At 72.9% G+C, this 23,477-nt stretch carries 23 protein-coding genes; 17 read left to right on the top strand and 6 right to left on the bottom strand.

The features are described 5' to 3' along the window. Nucleotides 1–73 precede the first annotated feature (73 nt). The gene (locus BLU82_RS30430) at nt 74–772 is read left to right on the top strand and encodes an SRPBCC family protein (protein WP_092624597.1); all 699 of its coding nucleotides are present in this window, start codon (nt 74–76) and stop codon (nt 770–772) included. A gap of 3 nt (nt 773–775) precedes the next feature. On the opposite strand, the gene BLU82_RS30425 is transcribed toward BLU82_RS30430, so the two are convergent. The 3 genes from BLU82_RS30425 to BLU82_RS30415 are packed head-to-tail and all read right to left on the bottom strand — an operon-like array spanning nt 776 to nt 3,174. After that, on the bottom strand, nt 776–1,699 hold the full coding sequence (locus BLU82_RS30425; RefSeq protein ID WP_092624596.1) for a helix-turn-helix domain-containing GNAT family N-acetyltransferase: 924 nt from the start codon (nt 1,697–1,699) through the stop codon (nt 776–778). A gap of 30 nt (nt 1,700–1,729) precedes the next feature. Beyond that, the gene (locus tag BLU82_RS30420) at nt 1,730–2,557 is read right to left on the bottom strand and encodes a bifunctional 5,10-methylenetetrahydrofolate dehydrogenase/5,10-methenyltetrahydrofolate cyclohydrolase (protein WP_092624595.1); all 828 of its coding nucleotides are present in this window, start codon (nt 2,555–2,557) and stop codon (nt 1,730–1,732) included. Then, nucleotides 2,554–3,174, bottom strand: coding sequence for a cyclodeaminase/cyclohydrolase family protein (locus tag BLU82_RS30415; RefSeq protein ID WP_092624594.1), 621 nt, complete (start codon nt 3,172–3,174; stop codon nt 2,554–2,556). Before BLU82_RS30415 ends, BLU82_RS30420 begins: the two co-directional genes overlap by 4 nt. 190 nt (nt 3,175–3,364) lie before the next feature. On the opposite strand from BLU82_RS30415, the gene BLU82_RS30410 reads away from it, so the two are divergent. From BLU82_RS30410 to BLU82_RS30395, 4 genes are all read left to right on the top strand, one after another. Further along, nucleotides 3,365–4,405: a serine hydrolase gene (locus tag BLU82_RS30410; protein WP_092624593.1), complete on the top strand. Its 1,041-nt coding sequence runs from the start codon at nt 3,365–3,367 to the stop codon at nt 4,403–4,405. A gap of 286 nt (nt 4,406–4,691) precedes the next feature. Next, nucleotides 4,692–6,221: a UDP-N-acetylglucosamine 1-carboxyvinyltransferase gene (locus BLU82_RS30405; RefSeq protein WP_069110205.1), complete on the top strand. Its 1,530-nt coding sequence runs from the start codon at nt 4,692–4,694 to the stop codon at nt 6,219–6,221. Nucleotides 6,222–6,287: 66 nt separating this feature from the next. Continuing rightward, nucleotides 6,288–7,727 (top strand): DNA-3-methyladenine glycosylase 2 family protein, encoded by a 1,440-nt coding sequence (locus BLU82_RS30400; protein ID WP_092624592.1) that lies wholly within the window; start codon nt 6,288–6,290, stop codon nt 7,725–7,727. Between the two features lie 10 nt (nt 7,728–7,737). Beyond that, on the top strand, nt 7,738–8,199 hold the full coding sequence (locus BLU82_RS30395) for a methylated-DNA--[protein]-cysteine S-methyltransferase (protein WP_092624591.1): 462 nt from the start codon (nt 7,738–7,740) through the stop codon (nt 8,197–8,199). Here the strand turns inward: BLU82_RS30395 and BLU82_RS30390 are convergent, their stop codons facing one another. Then, nucleotides 8,200–8,523, bottom strand: a complete 324-nt coding sequence (locus tag BLU82_RS30390) for a hypothetical protein (protein WP_092624590.1) — start codon at nt 8,521–8,523, stop codon at nt 8,200–8,202. It abuts the gene before it with no gap. A 79-nt stretch (nt 8,524–8,602) separates the two neighbouring features. Here BLU82_RS30390 and BLU82_RS30385 point away from each other — a divergent pair, with 79 nt between their 5' ends. Genes BLU82_RS30385 through BLU82_RS30370 form a run of 4 tightly spaced genes read left to right on the top strand, consistent with a single transcriptional unit; the run spans nt 8,603 to nt 11,298 of the window. Continuing rightward, entirely contained in the window at nt 8,603–9,394 is a 792-nt protein-coding gene (locus BLU82_RS30385; protein ID WP_092624589.1) for an Fpg/Nei family DNA glycosylase, read from the top strand. A gap of 20 nt (nt 9,395–9,414) precedes the next feature. Continuing rightward, complete coding sequence (locus BLU82_RS30380) at nt 9,415–9,981, top strand: hypothetical protein (protein WP_092624588.1); 567 nt, start codon at nt 9,415–9,417, stop codon at nt 9,979–9,981. A 56-nt stretch (nt 9,982–10,037) separates the two neighbouring features. Then, on the top strand, nt 10,038–10,595 hold the full coding sequence (locus BLU82_RS30375) for a TetR/AcrR family transcriptional regulator (protein ID WP_092624587.1): 558 nt from the start codon (nt 10,038–10,040) through the stop codon (nt 10,593–10,595). A 10-nt stretch (nt 10,596–10,605) separates the two neighbouring features. Further along, the gene (locus tag BLU82_RS30370; RefSeq protein ID WP_092624586.1) at nt 10,606–11,298 is read left to right on the top strand and encodes a hypothetical protein; all 693 of its coding nucleotides are present in this window, start codon (nt 10,606–10,608) and stop codon (nt 11,296–11,298) included. Here BLU82_RS30370 and BLU82_RS30365 read toward each other — a convergent pair. Next, on the bottom strand, nt 11,235–11,927 hold the full coding sequence (locus BLU82_RS30365) for an EcsC family protein (protein ID WP_092624585.1): 693 nt from the start codon (nt 11,925–11,927) through the stop codon (nt 11,235–11,237). The genes BLU82_RS30370 and BLU82_RS30365 overlap by 64 nt on opposite strands. Nucleotides 11,928–12,162: 235 nt before the next feature. Here BLU82_RS30365 and aat point away from each other — a divergent pair, with 235 nt between their 5' ends. Both aat and BLU82_RS30355 read left to right on the top strand, forming a co-directional pair. Further along, a complete protein-coding gene (gene aat, locus BLU82_RS30360) occupies nt 12,163–12,876 on the top strand; it encodes a leucyl/phenylalanyl-tRNA--protein transferase (protein ID WP_092624584.1) in 714 nt (237 codons plus the stop codon). Between the two features lie 4 nt (nt 12,877–12,880). After that, entirely contained in the window at nt 12,881–13,744 is an 864-nt protein-coding gene (locus BLU82_RS30355) for an Fpg/Nei family DNA glycosylase (RefSeq protein WP_092624583.1), read from the top strand. 3 nt (nt 13,745–13,747) lie between these two features. Here the strand turns inward: BLU82_RS30355 and BLU82_RS30350 are convergent, their stop codons facing one another. Further along, the gene (locus BLU82_RS30350; protein WP_092624582.1) at nt 13,748–14,374 is read right to left on the bottom strand and encodes an FMN-dependent NADH-azoreductase; all 627 of its coding nucleotides are present in this window, start codon (nt 14,372–14,374) and stop codon (nt 13,748–13,750) included. Between the two features lie 30 nt (nt 14,375–14,404). On the opposite strand from BLU82_RS30350, the gene BLU82_RS30345 reads away from it, so the two are divergent. The 6 genes from BLU82_RS30345 to BLU82_RS30320 all read left to right on the top strand — a co-directional run bounded on the left by BLU82_RS30345 (nt 14,405) and on the right by BLU82_RS30320 (nt 23,466). Beyond that, the gene (locus BLU82_RS30345; protein ID WP_092624581.1) at nt 14,405–15,055 is read left to right on the top strand and encodes a TetR/AcrR family transcriptional regulator; all 651 of its coding nucleotides are present in this window, start codon (nt 14,405–14,407) and stop codon (nt 15,053–15,055) included. 138 nt (nt 15,056–15,193) lie between these two features. Continuing rightward, nucleotides 15,194–16,219 carry a LacI family DNA-binding transcriptional regulator gene (locus BLU82_RS30340; RefSeq protein ID WP_197683136.1) on the top strand — a complete coding sequence of 342 codons (1,026 nt, stop codon included), beginning with the start codon at nt 15,194–15,196 and terminating at the stop codon, nt 16,217–16,219. Between the two features lie 41 nt (nt 16,220–16,260). Next, nucleotides 16,261–17,931: a ribulokinase gene (araB, locus tag BLU82_RS30335; protein ID WP_092624579.1), complete on the top strand. Its 1,671-nt coding sequence runs from the start codon at nt 16,261–16,263 to the stop codon at nt 17,929–17,931. After that, a complete protein-coding gene (locus BLU82_RS30330) occupies nt 17,928–18,581 on the top strand; it encodes an L-ribulose-5-phosphate 4-epimerase (protein WP_092624578.1) in 654 nt (217 codons plus the stop codon). The genes araB and BLU82_RS30330 overlap by 4 nt, the downstream gene beginning before the upstream one ends. A gap of 13 nt (nt 18,582–18,594) precedes the next feature. Further along, nucleotides 18,595–20,103 (top strand): L-arabinose isomerase, encoded by a 1,509-nt coding sequence (gene araA / locus BLU82_RS30325; RefSeq protein WP_092624577.1) that lies wholly within the window; start codon nt 18,595–18,597, stop codon nt 20,101–20,103. 282 nt (nt 20,104–20,385) lie between these two features. Next, nucleotides 20,386–23,466 carry a beta-L-arabinofuranosidase domain-containing protein gene (locus BLU82_RS30320; protein WP_092624576.1) on the top strand — a complete coding sequence of 1,027 codons (3,081 nt, stop codon included), beginning with the start codon at nt 20,386–20,388 and terminating at the stop codon, nt 23,464–23,466. The last annotated feature ends 11 nt before the right edge of the window (nt 23,467–23,477 follow it).

Genomic DNA, 23,477 nt, shown 5'->3' with positions numbered 1-23,477 from the left:
TGCGCGTCGTTCGGCGCCGCCATGAACTGCGAGTTCATCGACAGGCCGCACCACCGCCGCCGATGCTGGCCGCATGAGCAACGAACGGATGAAGGTCATGGTGTGGCAGGCGGACGGCGGCCGGGCGATCGTGACGGTCGCACACGGACCCAGGGGCCCGGAGGTCACCGAGGAGCCGGTCCCGGCCTCGGACCCGCGCCCACCCGGAACGGCCGGGCTCGCGGTGCTCGACGACGCGGACGGCCGGCTGGGCTCCGTGACGGCGCCGCTGGGTGCGCTGATCTACGCCGGGCCGAGCACGGACGAGCTGTTCGCCGAGTACGCCGGCCGGGGGCGGGTCGACGACCGCGCGCCCACGCAGGCCGCCGGGCAGATCGTCATCGACGCGGAGCCGCTGCGGGTCTGGCGCCTCCTCGCCGACGTGCGGCAGTGGCCACGGATCCGCGCCGACGTCCACGACGTCGACGGCGACGGGCCGGCCACGCCGGGAGGCCGGTTCGGCTGGAGCAGCGGGGCGAACCGGTTCCACTCCCGGTTCGGGGCCGTCGAGCCCGGCCGGCTGCTGACGTGGGTGACCACCGCGCCCGGCACCCGCGTGGCGCACGTCTACCGCCTGGAGCCCGCGCCGGACGGGCAGACGCGGGTGAGCTGCCAGGAGTCGCTGGCCGGGCCGCTCGTCGCGGCCGTGATCACCAGTGCGGTGCTGCAGGCCGGGGTCGACAGCTGGCTGGCCGGTCTCACGGCGCTCGCCGAGGAGACGGCGGCGGCCTGACACTCAGAGCTCGCGCCGCCAGATCTGGCCGACCAGATCGTGGCCGAAGCTGTGGTGCCGGTTCTCCTCGACCAGCTCGAAACCGGCCTTCTGGTAGATGCGCCGGGCGGCCACGAGCACGTCGTTGGTCCACAGCATCATCGACGTGTAGCCGGCCGCCCGGGCGAACTCGAGGCACTCGGCGACCAGCCGGGTGCCGATGCCGGCGCCGCGGGCCTCCGGCTCGACCAGCAGCAGCCGCAGCTGGGCGGTGGTGTCGTCCTTGCGCACGCAGAACACGGCGCCGACGGGCCGGCCGTCCAGCTCGGCCACCCAGGCGCTCTCGCGGGCGGGGTCGAACTGCTCGCCGTAGTCGGCGACGATGCGCGCCACCAGCGCCTCGTAGCTGCGGTCCCACCCGTACTCGCGCGCATAGGCGACGGCGTTGCGCTGCACCACCCAGCCGAGGTCGCCCGGGCGCAGCCCGCGGACGACGACGGTGTGCGGCCGCTCGGACTCGCCCAGCAATCGGCGGACGGAGTCGAGGTCGGCGACCAGCCGGCGGCGGTCGGCGTCGGGCAGCGCGCCGAGCAGCTGCTCGGCCTGGCGGTCGGACCGGCTCTGGAGGTCTTCGCGCGCCGCGCGGCCGGCGTCGGTCAGCGCGGCCAGCAGCTTGCGGCCGTCGGCGGCCGATCGCGTGCGCTCGATCAGGCCGGCCGACTCGAACCGGGCCAGCGTGCGGCTGAGCTGGGCGGCGTCGACGTCCAGCGCCTCGCGCAGCGCGCCGACCTCGGTGACGTCGCGGCGGCCGAGCTCGAAGACGATGCGCGCCTCGGTGAGCGAGAACCCCGACCGCAGCAACTCTTGGTCGAGGAACCCCATGACGCGCGTGTAGAAGCGGTTGAACTGACGGACCGCGGCCACCTGGTCGCGTTGCACCTCGGGCATACCGTTGACTGTATCAAGAAAACTCTTGACTCAGTCAACAACATTCTTCAGCAGGAGCGCGGTCGTCACCGGGCCTACGCCGCCGGGCACCGGGGTGAGCGCGGCCGCCACCTCGGCGACCGCCGGGTCGACGTCGCCGGCGAGGCCGCCGTCCGGCGTCGGGTTCGTGCCGACGTCGACGACGACGGCCCCGGGCCGGACGTGCTCGGGGGTGACGAGGTGCGTGCGGCCGACCGCTGCCACCAGCACGTCCGCCGTCGACGCCACGGCGGCGAGGTCGCGGGTGCGCGAGTGGCACACCGTCACCGTCGCGTCGCGGTCCAGCAGCAGGTGCGCCAGCGGCTTGCCGACGACCGCGGACCGGCCCACCACCACGGCCCGCGAACCGGCGAGGCCGACGGCGTACTCCTCCAGCAGTGCGACGACGGCAGCCGCGGTGGCCGGCGCGTAGGCGGGCAGCCCGGTGGCCAGCCGGCCGAGCGACAGCGGGTTGGCGCCGTCGACGTCCTTGGCCGGGTCGATGGCGCCGGACACGTCCGCGAGCGCCACGCCGGGCGGTAGCGGCGTCTGCAGCATGACGCCGTCGACGGCCGGGTCCGCACTGAGGGCGGCGAGCCGGTCCGCGATCGCCGCCGCGGTGGCCGCCGTGCCGAGGTCGTCGACGTCGCAGTCGAGGCCCGCCTTGCCGGCGGCCGACGCGATGGAGCGGACGTACCAGGCGCTGGCTTCGTCGTCCGTGGCCGTGACGATGACCAGCCGGGCCGGGCGGCCCGCGTCGCGCCGGGCGGCGGCCCGTTCGGCGACGTCCGCGCGGATGCGGGCGGCGAGGTCGGTCCCGGCCAGCCGGCGCGCCGTCACGCTCCGACCTGCCGGCGCACGGCGGCGCTGACCTGGTCGGCCCGGGCCGCGAGGTCGTCGACCTCGCCCGCGGTGGCCGTCAGGCGGTCGCGGACCGCCTGGTCGGCGACCCCGGCGAGATTGATCTCGACGTTCAGCCGGGCCGTCGTGGCGGCGGCGCGGGCGGCCTCGGCGGCGGCCGCGACGTCGGTGACGACGTTCGGGTTGCCGACCGGCAGCAGCTCCTCGGCCATCGCGACCAGGTGCGTCGCCGCGATGATGACCGCGGCCGGCGGCTCCGCGGCCGCCGCCAGCGCCGTGGCGATGGCCTCGGACCGGGCCGCCTTCTGCTCGTCGGTCTCCTGCGGCAGCTGGTACGTCTCGGTGACCGCGAAGAACGCCTCGGCGTCGTCCTCGGCCAGCTCCAGCGCGTCGGTGCGCAGAGCGTCGGCCTTCACCAGCACCCGCTCGACGACGTCGGCATGCTGCTCGTACCTCGGGCCGGTGCTGTAGCGGGCCACCATGGCGAGCAGCGCCGCCGACTGGGCCGCGTGCAGGGCCGCGACGGCGCCGCCGCCGGGGGCCGGCACCCGGGCGGCCAGGCTGTCCAGGAAGGCGCCGATGGTCTCGTCACGCACGGGATCTCCTCGAGTCGGCTGACGGTCGCCGCACCCAGTCTCCCGCGTCGCGAGCGATCCCCGCACGACGGGGGCCCGTCTCACGGTGTTCATCACGTGAGACGCGTATCCCGGATTCGCCCGGTTCCGGCCGATCATGAAAGCAGTGGCGCGACCCCGGGCGCCACGACAACCGAACAAGGCGGCACCGATGACGAGAGCCATCGACCAGTTGCTGACTCACGCCGTGACCACCACCGTCCTGCCCGGCGCGGTCTGGGCCGTGGGCGATGCCGACGGCATCCGCGCCCAGGGCGCCCACGGGCTGCTCGACCCGGCGGCGCCGGACCGTCCGATGCGGCTCGACACCCTGTTCGACCTCGCCAGCCTCACCAAGATCGTCGCCGTGTGGTCGTGCATCGGCACGCTCTGGGAGGACGGCACGCTCAACCTCGACCGCCCGCTCGCCGACTACCTGCCCGGCCTCGCCGGATACGACCTCGGCGGCGTCACCGCCCAGCACCTGCTCACCCACACCGCCGGCGTCCCGTCGCGGGCCAACCTCGAGGCGCTCTACGGCACCGACCGCGACGCCGTCGAGCGCGGCATCCTGCGCGAACCGCTGGTCCACCGCCCCGGCGAGGTCGTCGAGTACACCGATCGCGCCGCCCTGATCCTCGGGATCCTCGCCGAGCGGCTCACCGGCCTGCGGCTGGACGAGCTGAGCCGGGCCTGTGCGTGGGACGCGTTGCACATGGACGCGACCCGGTTCGGGCCCGTCGCGGCCGCCGACGTCCCGCGGTGCGCGCCGACCGAGTTCGACGCCGATGCCGGGCGGCACCTCCAGGGCACGCCGCACGACTTCTCCGCCCGGCTGCTCGGCGTCTGCGGCAGCGCCGGCGTCTTCTCCGTCGCCGCCGACCTCGGGGCGTTCCTGCGCTACCTGCTGGCGCCCGACCAGGCGCCGCGGCGACCGGGCTTCGGGCCGGCGTGGATCAAGGAGTCACTGAAGGTGCAGACCGGTGAACTGGCGCCGGCCCGCGGCCTGTTCTGGCACCCCGCGCCGACGCCACCCGGCGTGGGCGGGCGGGACGTGTGGGCGCACTTCGGCTTCACCGGCACCGCCATGTGGGTCTCCGTCCGCCGCCGTCGCTGGGCGGTGCTGCTGACGAACAAGCTCTTCTACACCCGCGACAGCGGGCCGATCCTCGACCTGCGCAAGGCGTTCTGCCGGTACGCGTTCGACCTCTGACACCACCCCCGACCAAGTCTGGGCGGGCGACCGGGAACCGGGTGGACGGGCGCGCCGTCTCAGGGCTGGGGTTCGGCCGTACGGACGGGCGAGCCGCGCCGGACGTGCGGTTCGCCCGAGTTCGAGGCGACAGCCGCCGCGGTGTCGGTTACGCTCCCCGCGGCTGGGCCACCACGCGGCGCAAGACCTCATGACACGGATGAGAGCTCGCTCACGTCGCAACTCCTGCATACCAATGTGACGAATGTGGCGGCCGTTAACTCATAGCTGAGATATCGTTCGGCTCGTGGCAGACGACTACCGCGGCCAGATCGGCCGCTTGATCCGTGATTCGCGGCAGCACCGCGGCTGGACCCAGAGCCAGCTCGCCGACGCGCTCGGCACCAGCCAGAGCGCGATCCACCGGATCGAGCACGGGCAACAGAACCTCAGCCTCGAGATGATCGCCCGTATCGGTGAGTCGCTGGACAAGCAGATCGTCTCGCTGGCGCCGCAGAGCCCGGTGCACCTGCGGGTCAGCGGCGGCCAGCAGCTCAGCGGCAGCATCGAGGTGCGGTCCAGCAAGAACGCGAGCGTCGCGTTGCTGTGCGCCAGCCTGCTGAACAAGGGGAAGACCACCCTGCGCGGCATCGCGCGCATCGAGGAGGTCAACCGCATCATCGAGGTGCTCGAGAGCATCGGCATCGGCACCCGCTGGCTGGGCGAGGGCCGCGACCTCGAGATCACGCCGCCGGAGCGGCTGGACCTCGACAGCATGGACGTCGAGGCGGCCCGGCGCACCCGCAGCGTCATCATGTTCCTCGGCCCGCTGCTGCACCGCGAGGTCCGCTTCAAGCTGCCCTACGCCGGCGGCTGCAACCTCGGCACCCGCACCGTCGACCCGCACATGTCGGCGCTGCGCCCGTTCGGCCTCGAGCTGAAGGCGACCGGCGGCTACTACCACGCCGAGGTGGACCGCTCGGTGTCGCCGGGCCGGCCGATCGTGCTGATCGAGCGCGGCGACACCGTCACCGAGAACGCGCTGATGGCGGCCGCCCGCAACGACGGCGTCACCGTCATCCGCAACGCCAGCTCGAACTACATGGTCCAGGACCTGTGCTTCTTCCTGACGCGGCTGGGCGTGCGCATCGAGGGCATCGGCACCACGACGTTGACGGTGCACGGCATCCCGGACATCGACGTCGACGTCGACTACGCGCCGTCCGAGGACCCGATCGAGGCGATGAGCCTGCTGGCCGCCGCGATCGTGACGGGGTCGGAGATCACGGTCCGCCGGGCGCCGATCGAGTTCCTCGAGATCGAGCTGGCGCTGCTGGAGGAGATGGGCCTCGACTACGACCGCAGCGGCGAGTACGTCGCGGCGAACGGCGAGACCCGGCTGGTCGACCTGACGGTGCGCCCGTCACAGCTGCGCGCGCCGCACGACAAGATCCACCCGATGCCGTTCCCGGGTCTGAACATCGACAACCTGCCGTTCTTCGCGCTGATCGCGGCCACGGCGAACGGCCAGACGATGATCCACGACTGGGTGTACGAGAACCGCGCGATCTACCTCACCGAGCTGACGAAGCTCGGCGGCAACGTCACGCTGCTCGACCCGCACCGCGTGCTGGTGGAGGGCCCGACGCGGTGGTCGGGGACGGAGATCATCTGCCCGCCGGCACTGCGCCCGGCCGTCGTCGTGCTGCTGGCGATGATGGCCGCGAAGGGCACGTCGGTGCTGCGCAACGTGTACGTCATCAACCGCGGCTACGAGGACCTCGCCGCCCGGCTGTCCGTGCTCGGCGCCCGCATCGAGGCGTTTCGCGACATCTAGCTCCGCCCGCACGGCCGTGTCCGATTCCCGCTAGTCTCCAGCCCTCGGGCGGGCGAGACTAGAAGCATGTTGGACGAAGAGGCGTGCTACCGCGCAGTTCAGGGCCGCGATGCCCGGTTCGACGGCGTCTTCTACATCGGCGTCACGTCCACCGGCATCTACTGCCGTCCCAGCTGCCCGGCCATGACGCCGAAGCGCCAGAACGTGCGCTTCTACCGCACCGCCGCCGAGGCGCAGACGGCCGGCTTCCGGGCCTGCCGCCGCTGCCGTCCGGACGCCACGCCGGGCTCGGCGGAGTGGAACATCCGCGCCGACGTCGTCGGCCGGGCGATGCGGCTGATCGCCGACGGCGTCGTCGACCGCGACGGCGTCGCCGGGCTGGCCGGGCGGCTCGGCTACAGCGAGCGTCAGGTGCACCGGACGCTGGTCGAGGAGGTCGGCGCCGGCCCGCTGCGGCTGGCCCGGTCGCAGCGCGCGCACACCGCGCGGACGCTGCTCGAGACGACGGAGCTGCCGGTCACCGAGATCGCGTTCGCGGCCGGGTTCGCCAGCATCCGCCAGTTCAATGACACGATCCGCGAGGTCTACGCGCTGACGCCGAGCGAGCTGCGCGGCAAGGCGCGGCGGCGGGGCCCGACGGCCACAGCGGGGACGGTCGAGCTGCGGCTGGCGTACCGGCGGCCCGCGGACTTCCGCGGCGTGCTCGACTTCCTGGCGCTGCGTGCGGTGCCGGGCATCGAGGAGGTCGACGGCGACACCTACCGGCGCAGCCTCACGCTGCCGCACGGCACCGGCGTCGCGGAGCTGACCCCTCGTGACGACTGGGTGCAGGCGACGCTGCGACTGGCCGACCCGCGCGACCTGACGGCGGCGGTGGCACGCTGCCGCCGGGTGTTCGACCTCGACGCCGACCCCCAGGCCGTCGACGACCTGCTCGGTGCCGATCCCGCGCTCGCCCCGCTGGTGGCCGCGCGGCCGGGGACCCGGGTCCCGGGCACGGTCGACGGCGACGAGCTGGCGGTGCGCGGCGTGCTCGGCCAGCAGGTGTCCGTGGCCGCCGCGCGCACCGTCGCCGGCCGGCTGGTCGCCGAGCACGGCAAGCCGCTGGACGCGCCGGTCGGCACCGTCACCCACGCGTTCCCGGCGGCGTCCGTGCTGGCCTCCGTCGACCCAGCGACGTTCCCGATGCCGGGCAGCCGGCAGCGCACGCTGCACGAGCTGACCAGCCGGCTGGCCGACGGCACGCTCTGCCTGGACCCCGGCGTCGACCGCGACGAGACGGAGCGGCGGCTGCTCGACGTACCCGGCATCGGGCCCTGGACGGCGAAGTACGTGCGCATGCGGGCGCTCGCCGACCCCGACGTGTTCCTTCCGACCGACCTCGGCGTCAAGCACGCCATGGCCGGGCTCGGGCTGCCGTCCGAGCCGCGGGCGGTGGCCGAGCTGGCCGAGAACTGGCGGCCGTGGCGCTCGTACGCGCTGCTGCACGCCTGGTCCTCTCTCTGAAAGGCAGATCATGTACTGGACCACCATCGACAGTCCCCTCGGCGCGCTCTGGATCACCAGCGACGGCGCCGCGCTGACCGGCCTCTACATGGAGCGCCCGGCCACGCTCGACCAGCCCGGCTGGATCGAGGACGACGCACCGTTCGCCGCGGCGCGCGAGCAGCTGGACGCCTACTTCGCCGGCGAGCGGGAGGAGTTCGACCTGCCGCTGAGTCCCGTCGGCACGCCGTTCCAGCAGCAGGTGTGGGCGGCGCTGCGGGCCATCCCGTACGGCGAGACCCGCAGCTACCGCGAGATCGCCGAGCTGCTGGGCCGCCCGACGGCGTCGCGGGCGGTGGGCGCCGCGAACGGCCGCAACCCGATCTCCGTCATCGTCCCGTGCCACCGCGTGGTCGGCTCGTCCGGCGTCCTGACGGGGTACGCGTGGGGCCTGGAGCGCAAGCGGGCGCTGCTGGACCTGGAGACGCGGTAGTCACCAGCTCCAGCCGTCGTGCCGGAGCGCGCTCTCGATCATCACTCTGCGGATGGCCGGGGGCGCGTCCGGCACCGGCAACCCGGCCAGCCGTGCGGCGTCGAGCAACAGGTCGTCGTACGCGCGGCTGGCCGCGGCCAGGTGGTGGGCACGGGCCCAGCGGCCCTGGTCGCGTTCGAGCCGGCGGATCTCGCCGGCGACGCGGCTGAGCCGCAACTGCACCGTCAGCGTCTCGAACGGATCGGCGGTGACGGCGGGCGCGACCCGGCCGCCGGGCCAGCGGCGGCGCAGTGCCCGGGTGACGTCGTGGAAAGGCGATTCCATCGTGGGCTCCTCACCTGCATCGTAGCCATCTGCCAGCGGGCTGACGAGGCATTTTCGGCGCCGTGTGCGAAGGTGGGGCATGCCCGAAGGCGACACCGTCTGGCTGGCCTCCCGGCGCCTGCACGACGCGCTGGCCGGCGACGTGTTGCTGCGTACCGATTTCCGGGTCCCCCGCCTGGCGACCACCGACCTCTCCGGCCGTGCCGTCGTCGAGTCGGTGTCGCGCGGCAAGCACCTGCTGACCCGCGTCGACGGCGGGCTGACGCTGCACACGCACCTGCGCATGGACGGCGCATGGCGGGTGTTCGCGGCCGGGCGGCCGTGGCGGGGCGGGCCGGCGTTCCAGATCCGGGTGGTGCTGGCGACGGCGCGCGCGGAGGCCGTCGGGTACCGGCTGCCGGTCGTCGAGCTGGTCCGGACGGCCGACGAGGACTCCGTCGTCGGTCACCTCGGTCCGGACCCGCTGGGCGCGGACTGGTCGGCGGCGGCCGCGATCTCGCGGCTGTCGCGCGAGCCGTCCCGCCCGATCGGCGACGCGCTGCTGGACCAGCGGCTGCTGGCCGGCATCGGCAACGTCTACATGAACGAGCTCTGCTTCCTCGGCGGAGTGTCGCCGTACGCGCCGGTGTCCGCCGTCCCCGACCTCCTGTCCGTCGTCGACGAGGCACACCGGCTGCTGCACCTCGGCATCGAGACCGGCCGCCAGGTGACGACCGGCGATCCGCGCCCGGGCCGCCAGCACTGGGTCTACCGCCGCGCCCGGCGGCCGTGCTGGAAGTGCGGCACCCCGATCCGCACCGGGCCGATCGGCACCGCGCCGCGTGACCGGGTGGCGTTCTGGTGCCCGCGCTGCCAGCCCGAACCGGGGTGAATCGTGTCACTGTAGGGCGCGTGAAGAGGCTCGCGGCCGTCGCCGCCGTCCTGATGCTCGTCACCGCCTGTTCCGACGAGCCACCGCGCCTTCACGACCCCGGGTACGGCGCCGGGAGGGGTATCTACGACACGCGGCCGGACACACCGTACACGTTCCACGAGATGACCCTGTGCCTGAACGAACCCGGGTCGGCGGTGGTGACGGACGTCGCGCCGATCGAGCCCGCCGGCGGGTTCGAGGTGCTCGGCTTCTCCGTCCTGCCGGTCGAGGGGCCGTTCGTCGGCCATCTCGGGGAGCCGACCCAGCGCATGGCCGACGCCGGGTACCCGGCCGACGGCCCGATGGTGGTCGACGACGTCTGCCCCGACGAGCAGTCGGGCGAGGGCGGCACGGTCTTCACCCTGGCGGTCGAGGTCGCACACACCGACCCCGCCGCCGGATCCGCGAGCGGCTTCCTGGTGACCTACGAGTCCGGCGGCGAGACCTTGACCGTGGTCAAGCCGTTCGGCATCTCGCTGTGCGCCGCACCGCAGCAGGACCCGCCGCCACCCGAGTGCGAGACCCGCATCGTCGAGCCCGACTGACCCTTGACGCCATAAAGCTAACAGCATTAGCTTTATGGCTATGGAGATTCGCCACCATGCCTAGGGCCGGGCTGACGCGCGCCGCCGTCGTCGACGCGGCGCTGGCGGTCGTCGACGAGCAGGGGATGGAGGCGTTGACGCTGACGGCGGTCGCCGCGCGCACCGGGGTGGCCGTGCCGTCGCTGTACAAGCACGTCGGCGGCCTCGGCGAGCTGCGGGTGCGCGTCGGCGTGCGGGTGTTCGAGGAGACCGCCGAGCGCATGGCCGCCGTCGCGATCGGGCGCAGCCGCGACGACGCCGTGGCCGCGCTCATGCACGCCTACCGCGGCTACGTCCTCGACCACCCCGCCCGGTACGCCGCCATGGTCGCCGACCCGCTGCACGACCCCGCCTACGCCGCCGCCGGGACGAAGCTGCTGGACGTGTTCCTCGCGGTGCTCCGCCACTACGGCCTGGACGGCGCCGACGCCGTGCACGCGGTGCGCCGGCTGCGCGCCGTCGTGCACGGGTTCGTCTCGATCGAGGCGGCCGGCGGGTTCGGCCTGGCCGAGGACACCGACGTCACGTACGGGCAGCTCGTCGACATGTACCTCGCCAGCCTTCCCCGCGACTGAAGGAGTCCCGATGACCCCGTTCCGCAACCGGCTGGCAGCCGCCGCGCTCGCCGTGGCCGGCCTGCTGTTCCTGCTCTACCCGGCGCTTCGCCCCTGGCACGACGAGGAGACGGCGGCCGGCGCGCTGGCGTCGATGGGCTCGAGCGCCTGGGTTGCGTCGCACCTGTTCGCGATGATCGGTTTCGTCCTGGTGCCGTTCGGCCTGCTGGCGCTGCGCGACGCCGTGAAAGAGACACGGGCGGAGCGCACGGCGGCCGCGTCGATCGTGGTGTTCTGGATCGGCGCCGGTCTGACGCTGCCGTACTACGGCGCCGAGGACTTCGCCCTGCACGCCATCGCCCGCGAGTCGGCGGACGGCGCGACGTTCGACCTGCTCGAACTGGCCGACGCCGTGCGGAACGGGTCGGTGGCCGTCACGACGTTCGGAATCGGGCTGATCCTGCTGGGCGTCGGCGGTGTGCTGGCCGCGGTCGCCGTGTGGCGGTCGGGCGTGCTGGCCCGTTGGAGCGGCGTGCTCTTCGGCGCGGGCTTCGCGCTGTTCCTGCCGCAGTTCTTCACCCCGGCGGCCAGCCGGATCGGACACGGCGTGCTGCTCGCGGCCGGCTGCGTGCTGCTGGCCGGCGTGCTGTGGCGGGTGGGTCAGACCCGCTCGACGGTGACGTTGCCGGGGAACTCGCGGTCGGCGAACTTGCCGATGGCGTAGGTCGAGAACGCGTCGATGCCGGCGGCCACCGCGCCGCCGACCAGCGGCACCCGGCGCACCAGGGCCAGCGTGGCGTGCTTGCCGCCGATGCGGGCCACCAGCTGCGACGTGACGGCGGCGACGGCGCGCTCGACGACCGCGGGGTCGGGCTCGTTGATGCCGGTGGCGATGTCGAACGGCCGGCCCGGGAGGTCGCGCCCGCGCAGGGAGTCTTCGACGCCGTCGCGGCCGAGCAGCGTGACCAGCGCCGCGGTGCGGACCCGGGGGTCGGCGATGTCGTAGCCGCGCAGGTGCGCGATGGTGGCGGCCATGCGCAGGTGCAGGACGGCGATGCCGGCGATGTTGGCCGGGATGGTCACCGGCATGGTGACGACGCCGCCGATGTTCGTGACGAAGCCCTGCACGCCGGCCAGCCGGACGTGCTGCTCGACGACGTCGCGGATGGCCCGCTCGACGTCGCCGCGCTTGTCGAGATGACGGCGGGCCACCTCGCGGGCGCCCGGGAAGCCGGGGAACCCCTCGATGGCCTTGGACATGAACTGGTTCGCGCCCCGGGCGGCGACGAGCGGCGCGGCCCGGCGCGCTGCGGTCGTGCCCGCCCAGGTACCGATGGTCCGTCGCACACCCATGTCACCACTGTACGTGCGGAGGGCGCCGAGCGGATTACCCTGACGAAGGACCCCAACCCCTAGGGTGTGTCTCCCGAGTCTCGGCCGTAGCGAGCGGCGTCCAGGTGGATGCCTCGCAAGGCCGAGGAAGGAGTCATAGTGGGGTTCTATGACGACTGACGAGAACGCCGCGAGGCGCCGCCTGGGCGCCGCGCAGTAGGCCACGGACTTGGGAGACACACCCTTGGGAGGCCATGTGCCCGTCGAGCCACCGCCGACCCGATGGGAGCTGCCGAGCACGTCCGGCGACGACGACCTCGTCGCGTTCGGCGCCGACCTCGAGCCCGGGACGCTGCTCGCCGCGTACCGCAACGGCCTGTTCCCGATGCCGGTCGACCAGCTGCTCGGCCGGGCCACCGACCTCGCGTGGTGGTCGCCGAACCCGCGCGGCGTGCTGCCGATCGGCGGGCTGAAGGTGTCGCGGTCGCTGCGGCAGTCGACGCACAGGTTCGAGGTGCGGGTCGACTCCGCGTTCGCCGAGGTCATCGAGGCGTGCGCCGACCCGTCCCGGCCCGGCGCGTGGATCAGCGACGACATCCGCCGCGCCTACGAGCGGCTGCACCGGCTGGGCTGGGCGCACTCCATCGAGGCGTGGACGCCGGACGGGCGGCTGGCCGGCGGGCTGTACGGCGTCGCCATCGGCGGGCTGTTCGCCGGCGAGTCGATGTTCCACGCGCGGCAGCGATGGGGACGCGACGCGTCGAAGGTCGCGCTGGTCGCGCTGGTCGAGATGATGCGCGCCGAGCACCCCGTCGGGCGGCTGCTCGACGTGCAGTGGGGCACCCGGCACCTCGCCAGCCTGGGCGTCGTCGAGATCGCGCGGCCCGAGTACCTCAGTCGGCTGCGCCGCGCGCTGGAGCTGCCACTGCCGCCGGCGTTCGCCGAACGCGCCGCACACAAGGCAAAATGAGGCCATGCCCGAGCTGCCCGAGGTCGAAGCGCTCGCCGCCTTCCTGCGCGAGAAGGCCGTGGGCAAGGTCGTCACGCGCGTCGACGTCGCCGCCATCAGCGTGCTCAAGACGTTCGACCCGCCGGTCACGGCGCTCGGCGGGCTCACCGTCACCGGCATCGCCCGGCACGGCAAGTTCGTCGATCTCGACTGCGACGGCGTCCACCTCGTCATCCACCTGGCCCGGGCCGGCTGGCTGCGCTGGAGCGACGCGCTGTCGCCGAAGCCGCCGAAGCCGGGCAGCGGCCCGCTGGCGCTGCGCGTCCACCTGAACGACGAGTCCGGGTTCGACCTCACCGAGGCCGGCACCCGCAAGCGGCTGGCCGTCTACGTCGTCCGCGACCCCGCCGACGTGCCCGGCGTCTCGCGCCTCGGCGTCGACCCGCTGTCCGCCGAGTTCACCGTCGACCGCCTGCAGCAGATCCTCACGAAGGCCGGCCGAGCCCAGATCAAGGGCGTGCTGCGCGACCAGGCGGTCATCGCCGGCATCGGCAACGCCTACTCCGACGAGGTGCTGCACGCCGCGAAGCTGTCGCCGTTCCAGCCCGCGTCCACGCTCGACGCCGACGGCGTCGCCAACCTGCACGCCGTCATCATCGACGAGCTGACGACGGCGCTGAAGCGGGCCGAAGGGCTGGCCGCGAAGGACCTCAAGGACAGCAAGCGCAGCAACATGCGGGTGCACGGCCGCGCCGGCGAGACCTGCCCGGTCTGCGGCGACGTCGTCCGCGAGGTGTCGTTCGCCGACTCCTCGCTGCAGTACTGCGCCACCTGCCAGACCGGCGGCAAGATCCTCGCCGACCGGCGCATGTCCAAGCTGCTCAAGTAGTCGTCAGAACGCGGCGGCCACGGCGCGGGCGGTGTCTCGTGCGGCCGACCGGCCGGCCGCGACGTCGCCCGTCGCCGCGTCCGGGCGCAGCGCGATCGTCTCGACGTCGGCCACGCCGGCCCAGCGCAGCCAGCCCTCCAGGTACGACGTCTGGAAGTCCGACCCGAACGCCGGTCCGCGGCCGGGCGCGTAGACGGCGCTGGAGTAGACGACCGCCGCCTTCTTGCCGCGCAGCAGCCCGCGGTAGCCGCTGGCCGGGTCGAACGCGAACACCAGGCCGGGCTGGCTGACGACGTCGATGAACTGCTTGAGCACGTACGGCACGCCGTGGTTCCACATCGGGACGCTGAACAGGTAGTGGTCGGCGGCGTCGAAGCGGGCGAACGCCGCGGTGACGTCGCGCCACACGTCACGCTGCGCGGCGTCGAGGTCCTGGCCGGCGAAGACCGCCATCTTCGCGTGCGCGGCGGTCGGGCCGAACTCGGGCAGTGTGCCGTCCCACAGGTTCCACTGGGCGATCTCGTGGTCGGGGTGCGCCTCGCGGTAGGCCGCGAGGAAGTCGTCGGCCAGTAGCAGCGACTCGGAGGCGGCGCCGCGCGGCGAGGCGGAGAGGTGCAGCAGGGTGGGCATCGGAGGTCCTTTCTGGACTACAGTCCGGTTGTGTCCAGTGACAAGAGCGGACCACGGTCCGTTTATTCCGGGCTGGTCGAGCTGCGGCCGGCGCCGCCACCGAAGGAGCGCGCCGACGCCGCCCGCAACCGCGCCGCCGTCCTCGACGCGGCCGCCCGCCTCTTCGCCGAGCGCGGTGTCGACGGCGTGACGATGGACGCGGTCGCGGCGGCGGCCGGGGTCGGCAAGGGCACGGTGTTCCGGCGCTTCGGCGACAAGTCCGGGCTGGCGGTCGCGCTGCTGGACGAGCGGGAGCGGGACCTGCAGGAGGCCATCCTGTTCGGCCCGGCGCCGCTGGGCCCGGGCTGCGACGGGGCCGCGCCGGGCGAGCGGCTGGCCGCGTTCGTCGAGGCGTACCTGGATTACGCGCTGGGCCACCTCGACCTGCTGCGGATGTCAGAGACGGCGTCACCGGGGGCGCGGTACCGCATCGGGGCGTACCGGTTCTGGCACCGGCACGTGACGCTGCTGCTGGCGGCGGCCCGGCCGGACGGCGACGCGGAGGCGCTGGCGCACGCCGTGCTCGCGCCGCTCGGCGCGGAGCACCTGCGCGCCGTCGTGACGGAGCTCGGCGCCGCACGCGCCCGGGCCGCCGCCCACGCCGTCGCCCACGCCGTCGCCGGCAGTGCCGCCGCCGGTTGAGCACCGCGCCCTTGCAATGAGCACCTATGCGCATCGATGCGTATGGGTGCTCATTGCAAGGGCGCCCCAGCACTCTCGTCTGGCGTGCGATCGGTCCGTTTGTTAACGTTCACAGCACGGTGGAGGGAGGCGGTGACGATGACCCCCGAGCGCAGTCCGGTGATGGCCGACGTGGCGCGCATCGCGGGCGTCTCGCACCAGACGGTGTCGCGCGTCCTCAACCACCATCCCAACGTCCGCCAGGCCACCCGCGACCGCGTCGTCGCGGCCATCGAGGAGCTCGGCTACCGCCGCAACCTGTCCGCGCGGGCGCTGGTCACGCGGCGCACGAACACGCTCGGCGTGGTCGCGTTCGACACCACGCTCTACGGGCCCGCCAGCACGCTGTTCGGCCTGGAGCAGGCGGCCCGCGACGCCGGGTACTTCATCAGCATCGTCAGCCTGAAGACGATCAACCGCAAGACGGTCGGCGAGGCGCTGGACTACCTCGCCGCACAGGCGGTCGACGGGCTGATCGCCATCGCGCCGCAGGTCGAGGCCGCGGCCGCCGTGTCGGCGCTGCAGGGCCACGTGCCGGTGGTCGCGGTCGAGGGCGGCGAGGCCGACGGCATGCCGGTGGTCGCCGTCGACCAGACCCGCGGGGCCGAACTGGCCACCCGGCACCTGCTCGACCTCGGCCACCGCACGGTGTGGCACGTCGCCGGACCGGCCGACTGGCTGGAGGCCGAGGGCCGCCGGCGCGGCTGGCGGCGCACCCTCGAGGCCGCCGGCATCGCGGCCCCGCCGGTCGTCGCGGGCGATTGGAGCCCCCGCGCCGGTTACGCGGCCGGCCGGCACATCGCCGACGCCGCCCGCGCGGGCCGGGCCACCGCGGTGTTCGTCTCCAACGACCAGATGGCGCTCGGCCTGCTGCGCGCGCTGCACGAGGCCGGCATCCGAGTCCCCCAGGACGTCAGCATCGTCGGCTTCGACGACATCCCGGAGGCGGAGTTCCTGACACCGCCGCTGACCACCATCCGGCAGGATTTCGCTGAGGTCGGCCGCAAGAGCATCGCGCTGCTGCTCGACCTCATCGAGACCGGGCCGGGGCCCGAGACCGCGCGCGTCGTCGTCGCGCCGGCCCTCGTCACCCGCGCCAGCACGGCCCCGCCGGCCACGACCTGACCACCCGAACCACCGTCCCACACCGCACCAGGGAGTCACTTGTGAGCGATAACAACGACGACGCGGTCGTCGTCGGCGTCGACTACGGCACGCTGTCCGGACGGGCCGTGGTGGTCCGCGTCTCCGACGGCGCGGAGCTCGGCAGCGCCGTGCACGCCTACCCGCACGGCGTCGTCGACAGCGAGCTGCCCGGCACCGGCGAGAAGCTGCCGCCGGACTGGGCGCTGCAGGTGCCGTCCGACTACATCGACGTGCTGCGCACCGCCGTGCCGCAGGCGGTGGCCGCGGCCGGCGTCGACCCGGCGAACGTCATCGGCATCGCGACCGACTTCACCGCGTGCACGATGGTTCCCACGCTGGCCGACGGCACGCCGCTGAACGAGTTGCCGCAGTTCGCCGGGCGCAAGCACGCCTACGTGAAGCTGTGGAAGCACCACGCCGCCCAGCCGAACGCGGACCGCATCAACGCGCTGGCCGCCGAGCGCGGCGAGGCGTGGCTGCCGCGCTACGGCGGGCTGATCTCGTCGGAGTGGGAGTTCGCGAAGGGCCTGCAGCTGCTGGAGGATGACCCCGAGGTCTACGCGGCGACCGAGCGCTGGGTCGAGGCCGCCGACTGGATCGTCTGGCAGCTCTGCGGCCACTACGTCCGCAACGCATGCACCGCGGGCTACAAGGGCATCCGGCAGGACGGCGGCTACCCGTCGCGCGAGTTCCTGGCCGCGCTGAACCCGGAGTTCGCCGGGTTCGTCGAGGACAAGCTGGACCAGCCGATCGGCCAGCTCGGCGACCGCGCCGGCGGGCTGACGGCGCAGGCGGCGGCGTGGACGGGGCTGCCCGAGGGCATCGCGGTCGCCGTCGGCAACGTCGACGCGCACGTGACGGCGCCGGCCGCGCAGGCCGTCGAGCCGGGCCAGATGGTCGCGATCATGGGCACGTCCACCTGCCACGTCATGAACGGCGACGTGCTGCGCGAGGTGCCGGGCATGTGCGGCGTCGTCGACGGCGGCATCATCGCCGGGCTGCAGGGCTACGAGGCCGGGCAGAGCGGCGTCGGCGACATCTTCGGCTGGTTCGTCGACAGCTCGGTCCCGGCGAGCTACGCCGCGGCGGCGGCCGAGCGCGGCCAGGGCGTCCACGAATACCTGACCGAACTGGCCGCCGCACAGCGGGTCGGCGAGCACGGACTGGTCGCGCTGGACTGGCACAGCGGCAACCGCTCGGTGCTGGTCGACCACGAGCTGTCCGGCGTCGTCGTCGGCCAGACGCTGGCCACGAAGCCGGAGGACGTCTACCGCGCGCTGATCGAGGCGACGGCGTTCGGCACCCGCACCATCATCGAGGCGTTCAACGCCTCCGGCGTCCCGGTGACCGAGCTGATCATCGCCGGTGGGCTGCTGAAGAACCGGCTGCTCATGCAGATCTACGCCGACGTCACCGGGCTGGAGCTGAGCGTCATCGGCTCCGAGCAGGGCCCGGCGCTGGGCTCGGCCATCCACGCCGCCGTCGCCGCCGGCGCCTACCCCGACGTGCGGGCCGGCGCGGCCGCGATGGGCAACGTCGAACGCGGCGTGTACCGTCCCGACCCGGACGACCAGAAGGCCTACGACGCGCTGTACGCCGAGTACGTCACGCTGCACGACCACTTCGGCCGCGGCGGCAACGACGTCATGCACCGGCTCCGGGCGCTCAAGCGAGCGGCGGTGGCCCGATGACCACCATCGACGAGCTGCGCCGCACGGTCTGCGACCTGCACACCGAGCTGACCCGCAACGGCCTGGTCACCTGGACGTCGGGCAACGTGTCGGGCCGGGTGCCGGGCGCCGACCTGTTCGTCATCAAGCCGTCCGGGGTGTCCTACGACGACCTCACGCCCGAGTCGATGGTCGTCTGCGACCTGGACGGCAACCTGGTCGATGGCGAGCTGTCGCCGTCCAGCGACACCGACGCGCACGCCTACGTCTACCGGAACCTGCCCGAGGTCGGCGGCCAGGTGCACACGCATTCGACCTACGCGACGGCGTGGGCCGCGCGGGCCGAGCCGATCCCGTGCGTCCTGACCGCGATGGCCGACGAGTTCGGCGGCGAGATCCCGGTCGGCCCGTTCGCCCTGATCGGCGACGACTCCATCGGCCGCGGCATCGTCGAGACGCTGAAGGGGCACCGCTCGCCGGCGGTGCTCATGCAGAACCACGGCGTCTTCACCATCGGCAAGGACGCCCGGGCCGCCGTCAAGGCCGCGGTGATGTGCGAGGACGTCGCCCGGACCGTGCACGTGACGCGGCAGCTGGGCGAGCCGGTGCCGATCCCGGCCGAGGACATCGACCGGCTCTACGACCGGTACCAGAATGTCTACGGGCAGTGACGAGGAGATGACGATGGACGACGTGTTCGGTCAGCGCGAGATCTGGTTCCTCACCGGGAGCCAGGGGCTGTACGGCGAGGACACGCTGCGGCAGGTGGCCGAGCAGTCCCAGGAGGTCGCCCGCGCGCTTGGCGAGGCGGACGACATCCCCGTGCGCGTGGTGTGGAAGCCGGTGCTCACCTCGGCCGACGCGATCCGCCGCGTCGCGCTCGAGGCGAACGCCGACGACGCCTGCGTGGGCCTGATCGCGTGGATGCACACGTTCTCGCCGGCGAAGATGTGGATCGCCGGGCTGGACGCGCTGCGCACGCCGCTGCTGCATCTGCACACGCAGGCGAACCGGTCGCTGCCCTGGGCCGAGCTGGACATGGACTTCATGAACCTCAACCAGGCCGCGCACGGCGACCGCGAGTTCGGCTACATCCAGTCCCGCCTCGGCGTCGCCCGCTCGACCGTCGCCGGGCACGTCAGCGACCCCGCCGTCGCGGGCCGCGTCGCCGACTGGGTGCGCGCCGCCGTCGGCTACGCCGAGGTGCACGCGCTGCGGCTGGCCCGGTTCGGCGACAACATGCGCGACGTCGCCGTCACCGAGGGCGACAAGGTCGAGGCGCAGCTGCGGCTGGGCGTCTCGGTCAACACGTACGGCGTCAACGACCTGGTCGCGGTGGTCGACGCCGCCACCGACGCCGAGGTCGACGCGCTGGTGGCGGAGTACGACGACGCCTACGACCTGGTGCCGGACCTGCGCAAGGACGGCGACCGGCGCGAGTCGCTGCGCTATGCCGCCCGCATCGAGGCCGGGTTGCGCACGTTCCTCACCGACGGCGGGTTCCGCGCGTTCACGACGAACTTCGAGGACCTCGGCGGGCTGCGCCAGCTGCCCGGCCTGGCCGTGCAGCGGCTGATGGCCGACGGCTACGGCTTCGGCGGCGAGGGCGACTGGAAGACGTCGGTGCTGCTGCGGACGGTGAAGTCGATGGCCGCCGGGCTGCCGGGCGGCACGTCGTTCATGGAGGACTACACCTACCACTTCGGGCCCGGCGAGCCGAAGATCCTCGGCGCGCACATGCTGGAGGTCTGCCCGTCCATCGCGGCGGCGAGGCCGTCGTGCGAGATCCACCCGCTGGGCATCGGCGGGCGCGAGGACCCGGTCCGGCTGGTGTTCGACGCCGCGCCCGGCCCGGCCGTCGTGGTCGGCATGGCCGACGTCGGCGAGCGGCTGCGGCTGGTGGCCAACGAGATCGACGTCGTGCCGCCGGACGAGCCGCTGCCGAACCTGCCGGTGGCGCGGGCCGTGTGGAAGCCGCGGCCGGACCTGTCGACGTCCGCCGAGGCCTGGCTGACCGCCGGCGGGCCGCACCACACCGTGCTGTCGCAGGCGGTGGGGTCGGAGGTTCTCGGGCTGTTCGCCGACATGGTCCGCACCGAGTTGCTGGTCATCGACGCCGAGACGACGAGCCGCCAGTTCGCCAAGGAGCTGCGCTGGAACCAGGCCTACCACCGGCTGGCCCAGGGCTTCTGACGCGTCGCCGGGGCCGCTCGTCGTCGCGCTGACGACGGGCGGCCCCGGCGCTGAGACGCCCGCCACATTTCATGTCAAATGTGGCATAGTACATCTCGACTCAGCGACGCCCCGCCGCAGCGGGCATCGCCTCGGGCACCCCACACCACATCGCCGCCGCACCCGGCCACCAGGTGCGAGACGAGGAGGATCTCTCACTCACATTGTTACCGGGAACACCCACTGACCTGGGGTTCTCGGTCCCCGTCAAGTGCCGATCTCGCAATGAAGGGAAGACGGAGCATGACAATCGAGAAGCCAGGCCTGAGCCGCCGCACGTTCGTGCGGGCCTCCGCCGTCGGCGCGGCCATGGTCGCCGCACCGACGGCCCTCCCCGCTGCCGCCGCCGCGGCGCAGTCCAACGGCACGGCCGACGCCGCGACCGGTGCGGCCCCGTACGTCGGCGCCGGCAGCAACGCCCCGGTGCGGCCGTTCTGGCCGAACGACGTCGACCTGGGGCCGGGTCTGCTGCAGGAGAAGCGCGACCGGATGAAGGCGTTCCTGCAGACGTTCGACGAGCGGCGCTTCCTCGTGCTCTTCAACAACCAGGCCGGCCGGCCGAACCCGCCCGGCGTCTCGACACCCGGCGGCTGGGAGGACGGCGGCCTGCTCAGCGGGCACTGGGCCGGCCACTACCTGAGCGCGCTCGCGCAGGCCTACGCCGACCAGGGCGAGCAGGTCTTCAAGACCAAGCTGGACTGGATGGTCACCGAGCTGGCCGCATGCCAGGCCGCCATCACCGCGCGGATCGAGAACCCGGACGAGCCGGAGGAGCCCGAGGAGCTGCCCATCGGCCGGGTGGCCGGCCGGTTCGGCAACGGCCTGCGGCTGAACGGTGACAGCTTCGCCCAGCACGTACGGCTGCCGCAGGAGGCGGTGTCGCAGCTGACCGACTTCACGGTCGCGACCTGGGTCAACCTCGCCGCGGCGCAGAGCTGGAGCCGGGTCTTCGACTTCGGCGCCGGCACCACCGCCAACATGTTCCTGACCGCCCGCGCCAGCGGCGGCCTGCCCCGGTTCGCCATCACGGTCAGCGGCAGCGGCGGCGAGCAGCAGATCAACGGTACGACGCAGATCCCGACCGGCCAGTGGGTGCATCTCGCCGTCACCCTCGCCGGCTCCGTCGGCACGCTGTACGTCAACGGCGCGGTCGCCGGCACGAACGGCAACATGACGCTGAACCCGACGAACCTCGGTGTGCCCGGCAACGTCTGGATCGGCCGGTCGCAGTACGGCGACCCGATGCTCAACGCGACCATCGACGAGTTCCACATCTTCGACCGGGCCCTGAGCGCGGGCGAGATCCAGTCGCTGCAGGATTCCGCCGCGGGCACGACCGGCGGCGGCAACATCGCCTGGTACCGGTGCGACGAGGCCGAGGGCGCGACGCTGCAGGACGCCTCCCCGAACGGCCGGTCCGCGGGCATCGTGCCGATCCCGAGCGGCAACGAGCCGCTGTGGACGCCGGTCTACCCCGGCTACCTGGGCGCGATCCCGGAGGACGCGGTCATCCGCCTGGCGCCGCCGCGGTTCGCCGTCTACGGCGGCAACCTCGCCACCAACGTGTGGGCGCCGTGGTACACGCAGCACAAGATCATGCGCGGCCTGCTCGACGCGTACTACCTGGCCGGCAACCAGACCGCCCTCGACGTCGTCACGAAGATGGCGAACTGGGCGCATCTCGCGCTGACCGTCGGCGACAAGAACCACCCGCAGTACACCGGGCCGATCACCCGCAGCGACCTCAACTACATGTGGGACACCTACATCGCCGGCGAGCTCGGCGGCGCGAACGAGATCTTCCCGGAGATCTACGCGCTGACCGGCGACGAGCAGCACCTCGAGACCGCCAAGCTGTTCGACAACCGCGAGTCGCTGTTCGACGCCGCCGTCGAGGACCGCGACATCCTGGTGGTGACGAACCCGAGCGAGATCGGCCGACGCCGGCCGGCCCGGCTGCACGTCAACATGCACGTGCCGAACTTCACCGGGTACCTGCGGATCTTCGAGCAGACCGGCGAGCAGGACTACTTCGACGCCGCCAAGAACTTCTTCACCTGGATCGTCCCGCACCGCATGTTCAGCCACGGCGGCACCGGCGGCAACTACCCGGGCTCGAACAACAACATCGAGATGTTCCAGAACCGCGACAACATCGCCAACGCGATCGCCCAGGGCGGCGCGGAGACGTGCTCGATCTACAACGTGTCCAAGCTGGCCCGGAACCTGTTCTTCCACACCCAGGACCCGGCGTACATGGACTACTACGAGCGGGCCGTCTTCAACCAGATCGCCGGCTCGCGGGCCGACACCACCAGCACCAGCAACCCGCAGGTGACCTACTTCCAGCCGCTGACGCCCGGCGCGAACCGGTCGTACGGCAACTCCGGCACCTGCTGCGGCGGCACCGGCGTCGAGAACCACACGAAGTACCAGGACACCGTCTACTTCAAGTCCGCCGACGGCTCGGCCCTCTGGGTCAACCTGTTCGTGCCGTCGACCGTGACCTGGGCCGAGAAGAACCTCGTCGTCTCGCAGGAGACGGCCTTCCCGCGCCAGGACAGCACCCGGATCACCGTCCGGAGCGGCGGCGGCCTGTACGACCTCAAGTTGCGCATCCCGGCGTGGGCGACGACGGGCTACACGATCCGGGTCAACGGCCGCCCGGCGCCGATGCAGCCGGCCGACCCCGGCACCTACGCGACGATCCGCCGCACCTGGCGGCCCGGTGACGTCGTCGACGTGACGCTGCCGTTCAGCATCCGGATCGAGCGGGCCATCGACCGGCCGGACACCCAGTCGATCATGTGGGGCCCGCTGCTCATGCCGATCCTCGGCAACCCGGGCGGCGGCACGTACCGCGAGCTGACGCTGTACTCGCAACTCAAGCTGGACGGCGACTACTCGCGCACGGCGATCACCTCGGCCGGCACGAGCCCGGCGGGTGACCAGCTGTTCACGACGCACGGGTTCACCCTGCGCCCGTGGTACGTCGGCGACACCCAGGCGCACTCGGCGTACTTCCGCCGGGTGGAGCCGTCGATCGTGTTCGGCAGCGTCGACACCGGCGTCCCGAACGTGAAGCGCAACGACGGCCTGCCGAACTACGACGTCCCGGTCACCGGCATCCCGCAGCCGGGCACCGACGGCCTGACCTTCCTGGACGTCGTGTGGGACAACGCACCGTTCACGAACCACGGCGCGTTCGTCTCGACGGTCGCCCGGACCGCCGACGAGTTCGTCGCGCTGGGCCTGCTGACCGACGAGCAGAAGGACACCGTGGTCTCGGCAGCGGCGAACGCCCGCACCGAGCTGGCGGTCTGACGCTCGACGTG

It is taken from the genome of Jiangella sp. DSM 45060 (assembly GCF_900105175.1).
In the GTDB taxonomy this organism is placed as follows: domain Bacteria; phylum Actinomycetota; class Actinomycetes; order Jiangellales; family Jiangellaceae; genus Jiangella.
The sequence above is the reverse complement of the archived record's forward strand: the minus strand, read 5'-3'. Positions and strand labels throughout refer to the sequence as shown.

Bases quoted from the DNA above. Each gene is read 5' to 3' on its own strand.
- BLU82_RS30410 (WP_092624593.1), top strand. From the start codon at position 3,365: ATGACGAGAGCCATCGACCAGTTGCTGACTCACGCCGTGACCACCACC.
- BLU82_RS30350 (WP_092624582.1), bottom strand. From the start codon at position 14,374: ATGCCCACCCTGCTGCACCTCTCCGCCTCGCCGCGCGGCGCCGCCTCC.
- araA (WP_092624577.1), top strand. From the start codon at position 18,595: ATGGACGACGTGTTCGGTCAGCGCGAGATCTGGTTCCTCACCGGGAGC.
- BLU82_RS30365 (WP_092624585.1), bottom strand. From the start codon at position 11,927: ATGGGTGTGCGACGGACCATCGGTACCTGGGCGGGCACGACCGCAGCG.
- BLU82_RS30390 (WP_092624590.1), bottom strand. From the start codon at position 8,523: ATGGAATCGCCTTTCCACGACGTCACCCGGGCACTGCGCCGCCGCTGG.
- BLU82_RS30395 (WP_092624591.1), top strand. From the start codon at position 7,738: ATGTACTGGACCACCATCGACAGTCCCCTCGGCGCGCTCTGGATCACC.
- BLU82_RS30430 (WP_092624597.1), top strand. From the start codon at position 74: ATGAGCAACGAACGGATGAAGGTCATGGTGTGGCAGGCGGACGGCGGC.
- BLU82_RS30320 (WP_092624576.1), top strand. From the start codon at position 20,386: ATGACAATCGAGAAGCCAGGCCTGAGCCGCCGCACGTTCGTGCGGGCC.
- BLU82_RS30375 (WP_092624587.1), top strand. From the start codon at position 10,038: ATGCCTAGGGCCGGGCTGACGCGCGCCGCCGTCGTCGACGCGGCGCTG.
- BLU82_RS30355 (WP_092624583.1), top strand. From the start codon at position 12,881: ATGCCCGAGCTGCCCGAGGTCGAAGCGCTCGCCGCCTTCCTGCGCGAG.
- BLU82_RS30330 (WP_092624578.1), top strand. From the start codon at position 17,928: ATGACCACCATCGACGAGCTGCGCCGCACGGTCTGCGACCTGCACACC.
- BLU82_RS30425 (WP_092624596.1), bottom strand. From the start codon at position 1,699: ATGCCCGAGGTGCAACGCGACCAGGTGGCCGCGGTCCGTCAGTTCAAC.
- BLU82_RS30340 (WP_197683136.1), top strand. From the start codon at position 15,194: ATGACCCCCGAGCGCAGTCCGGTGATGGCCGACGTGGCGCGCATCGCG.
- BLU82_RS30385 (WP_092624589.1), top strand. From the start codon at position 8,603: ATGCCCGAAGGCGACACCGTCTGGCTGGCCTCCCGGCGCCTGCACGAC.
- BLU82_RS30400 (WP_092624592.1), top strand. From the start codon at position 6,288: ATGTTGGACGAAGAGGCGTGCTACCGCGCAGTTCAGGGCCGCGATGCC.
- BLU82_RS30370 (WP_092624586.1), top strand. From the start codon at position 10,606: ATGACCCCGTTCCGCAACCGGCTGGCAGCCGCCGCGCTCGCCGTGGCC.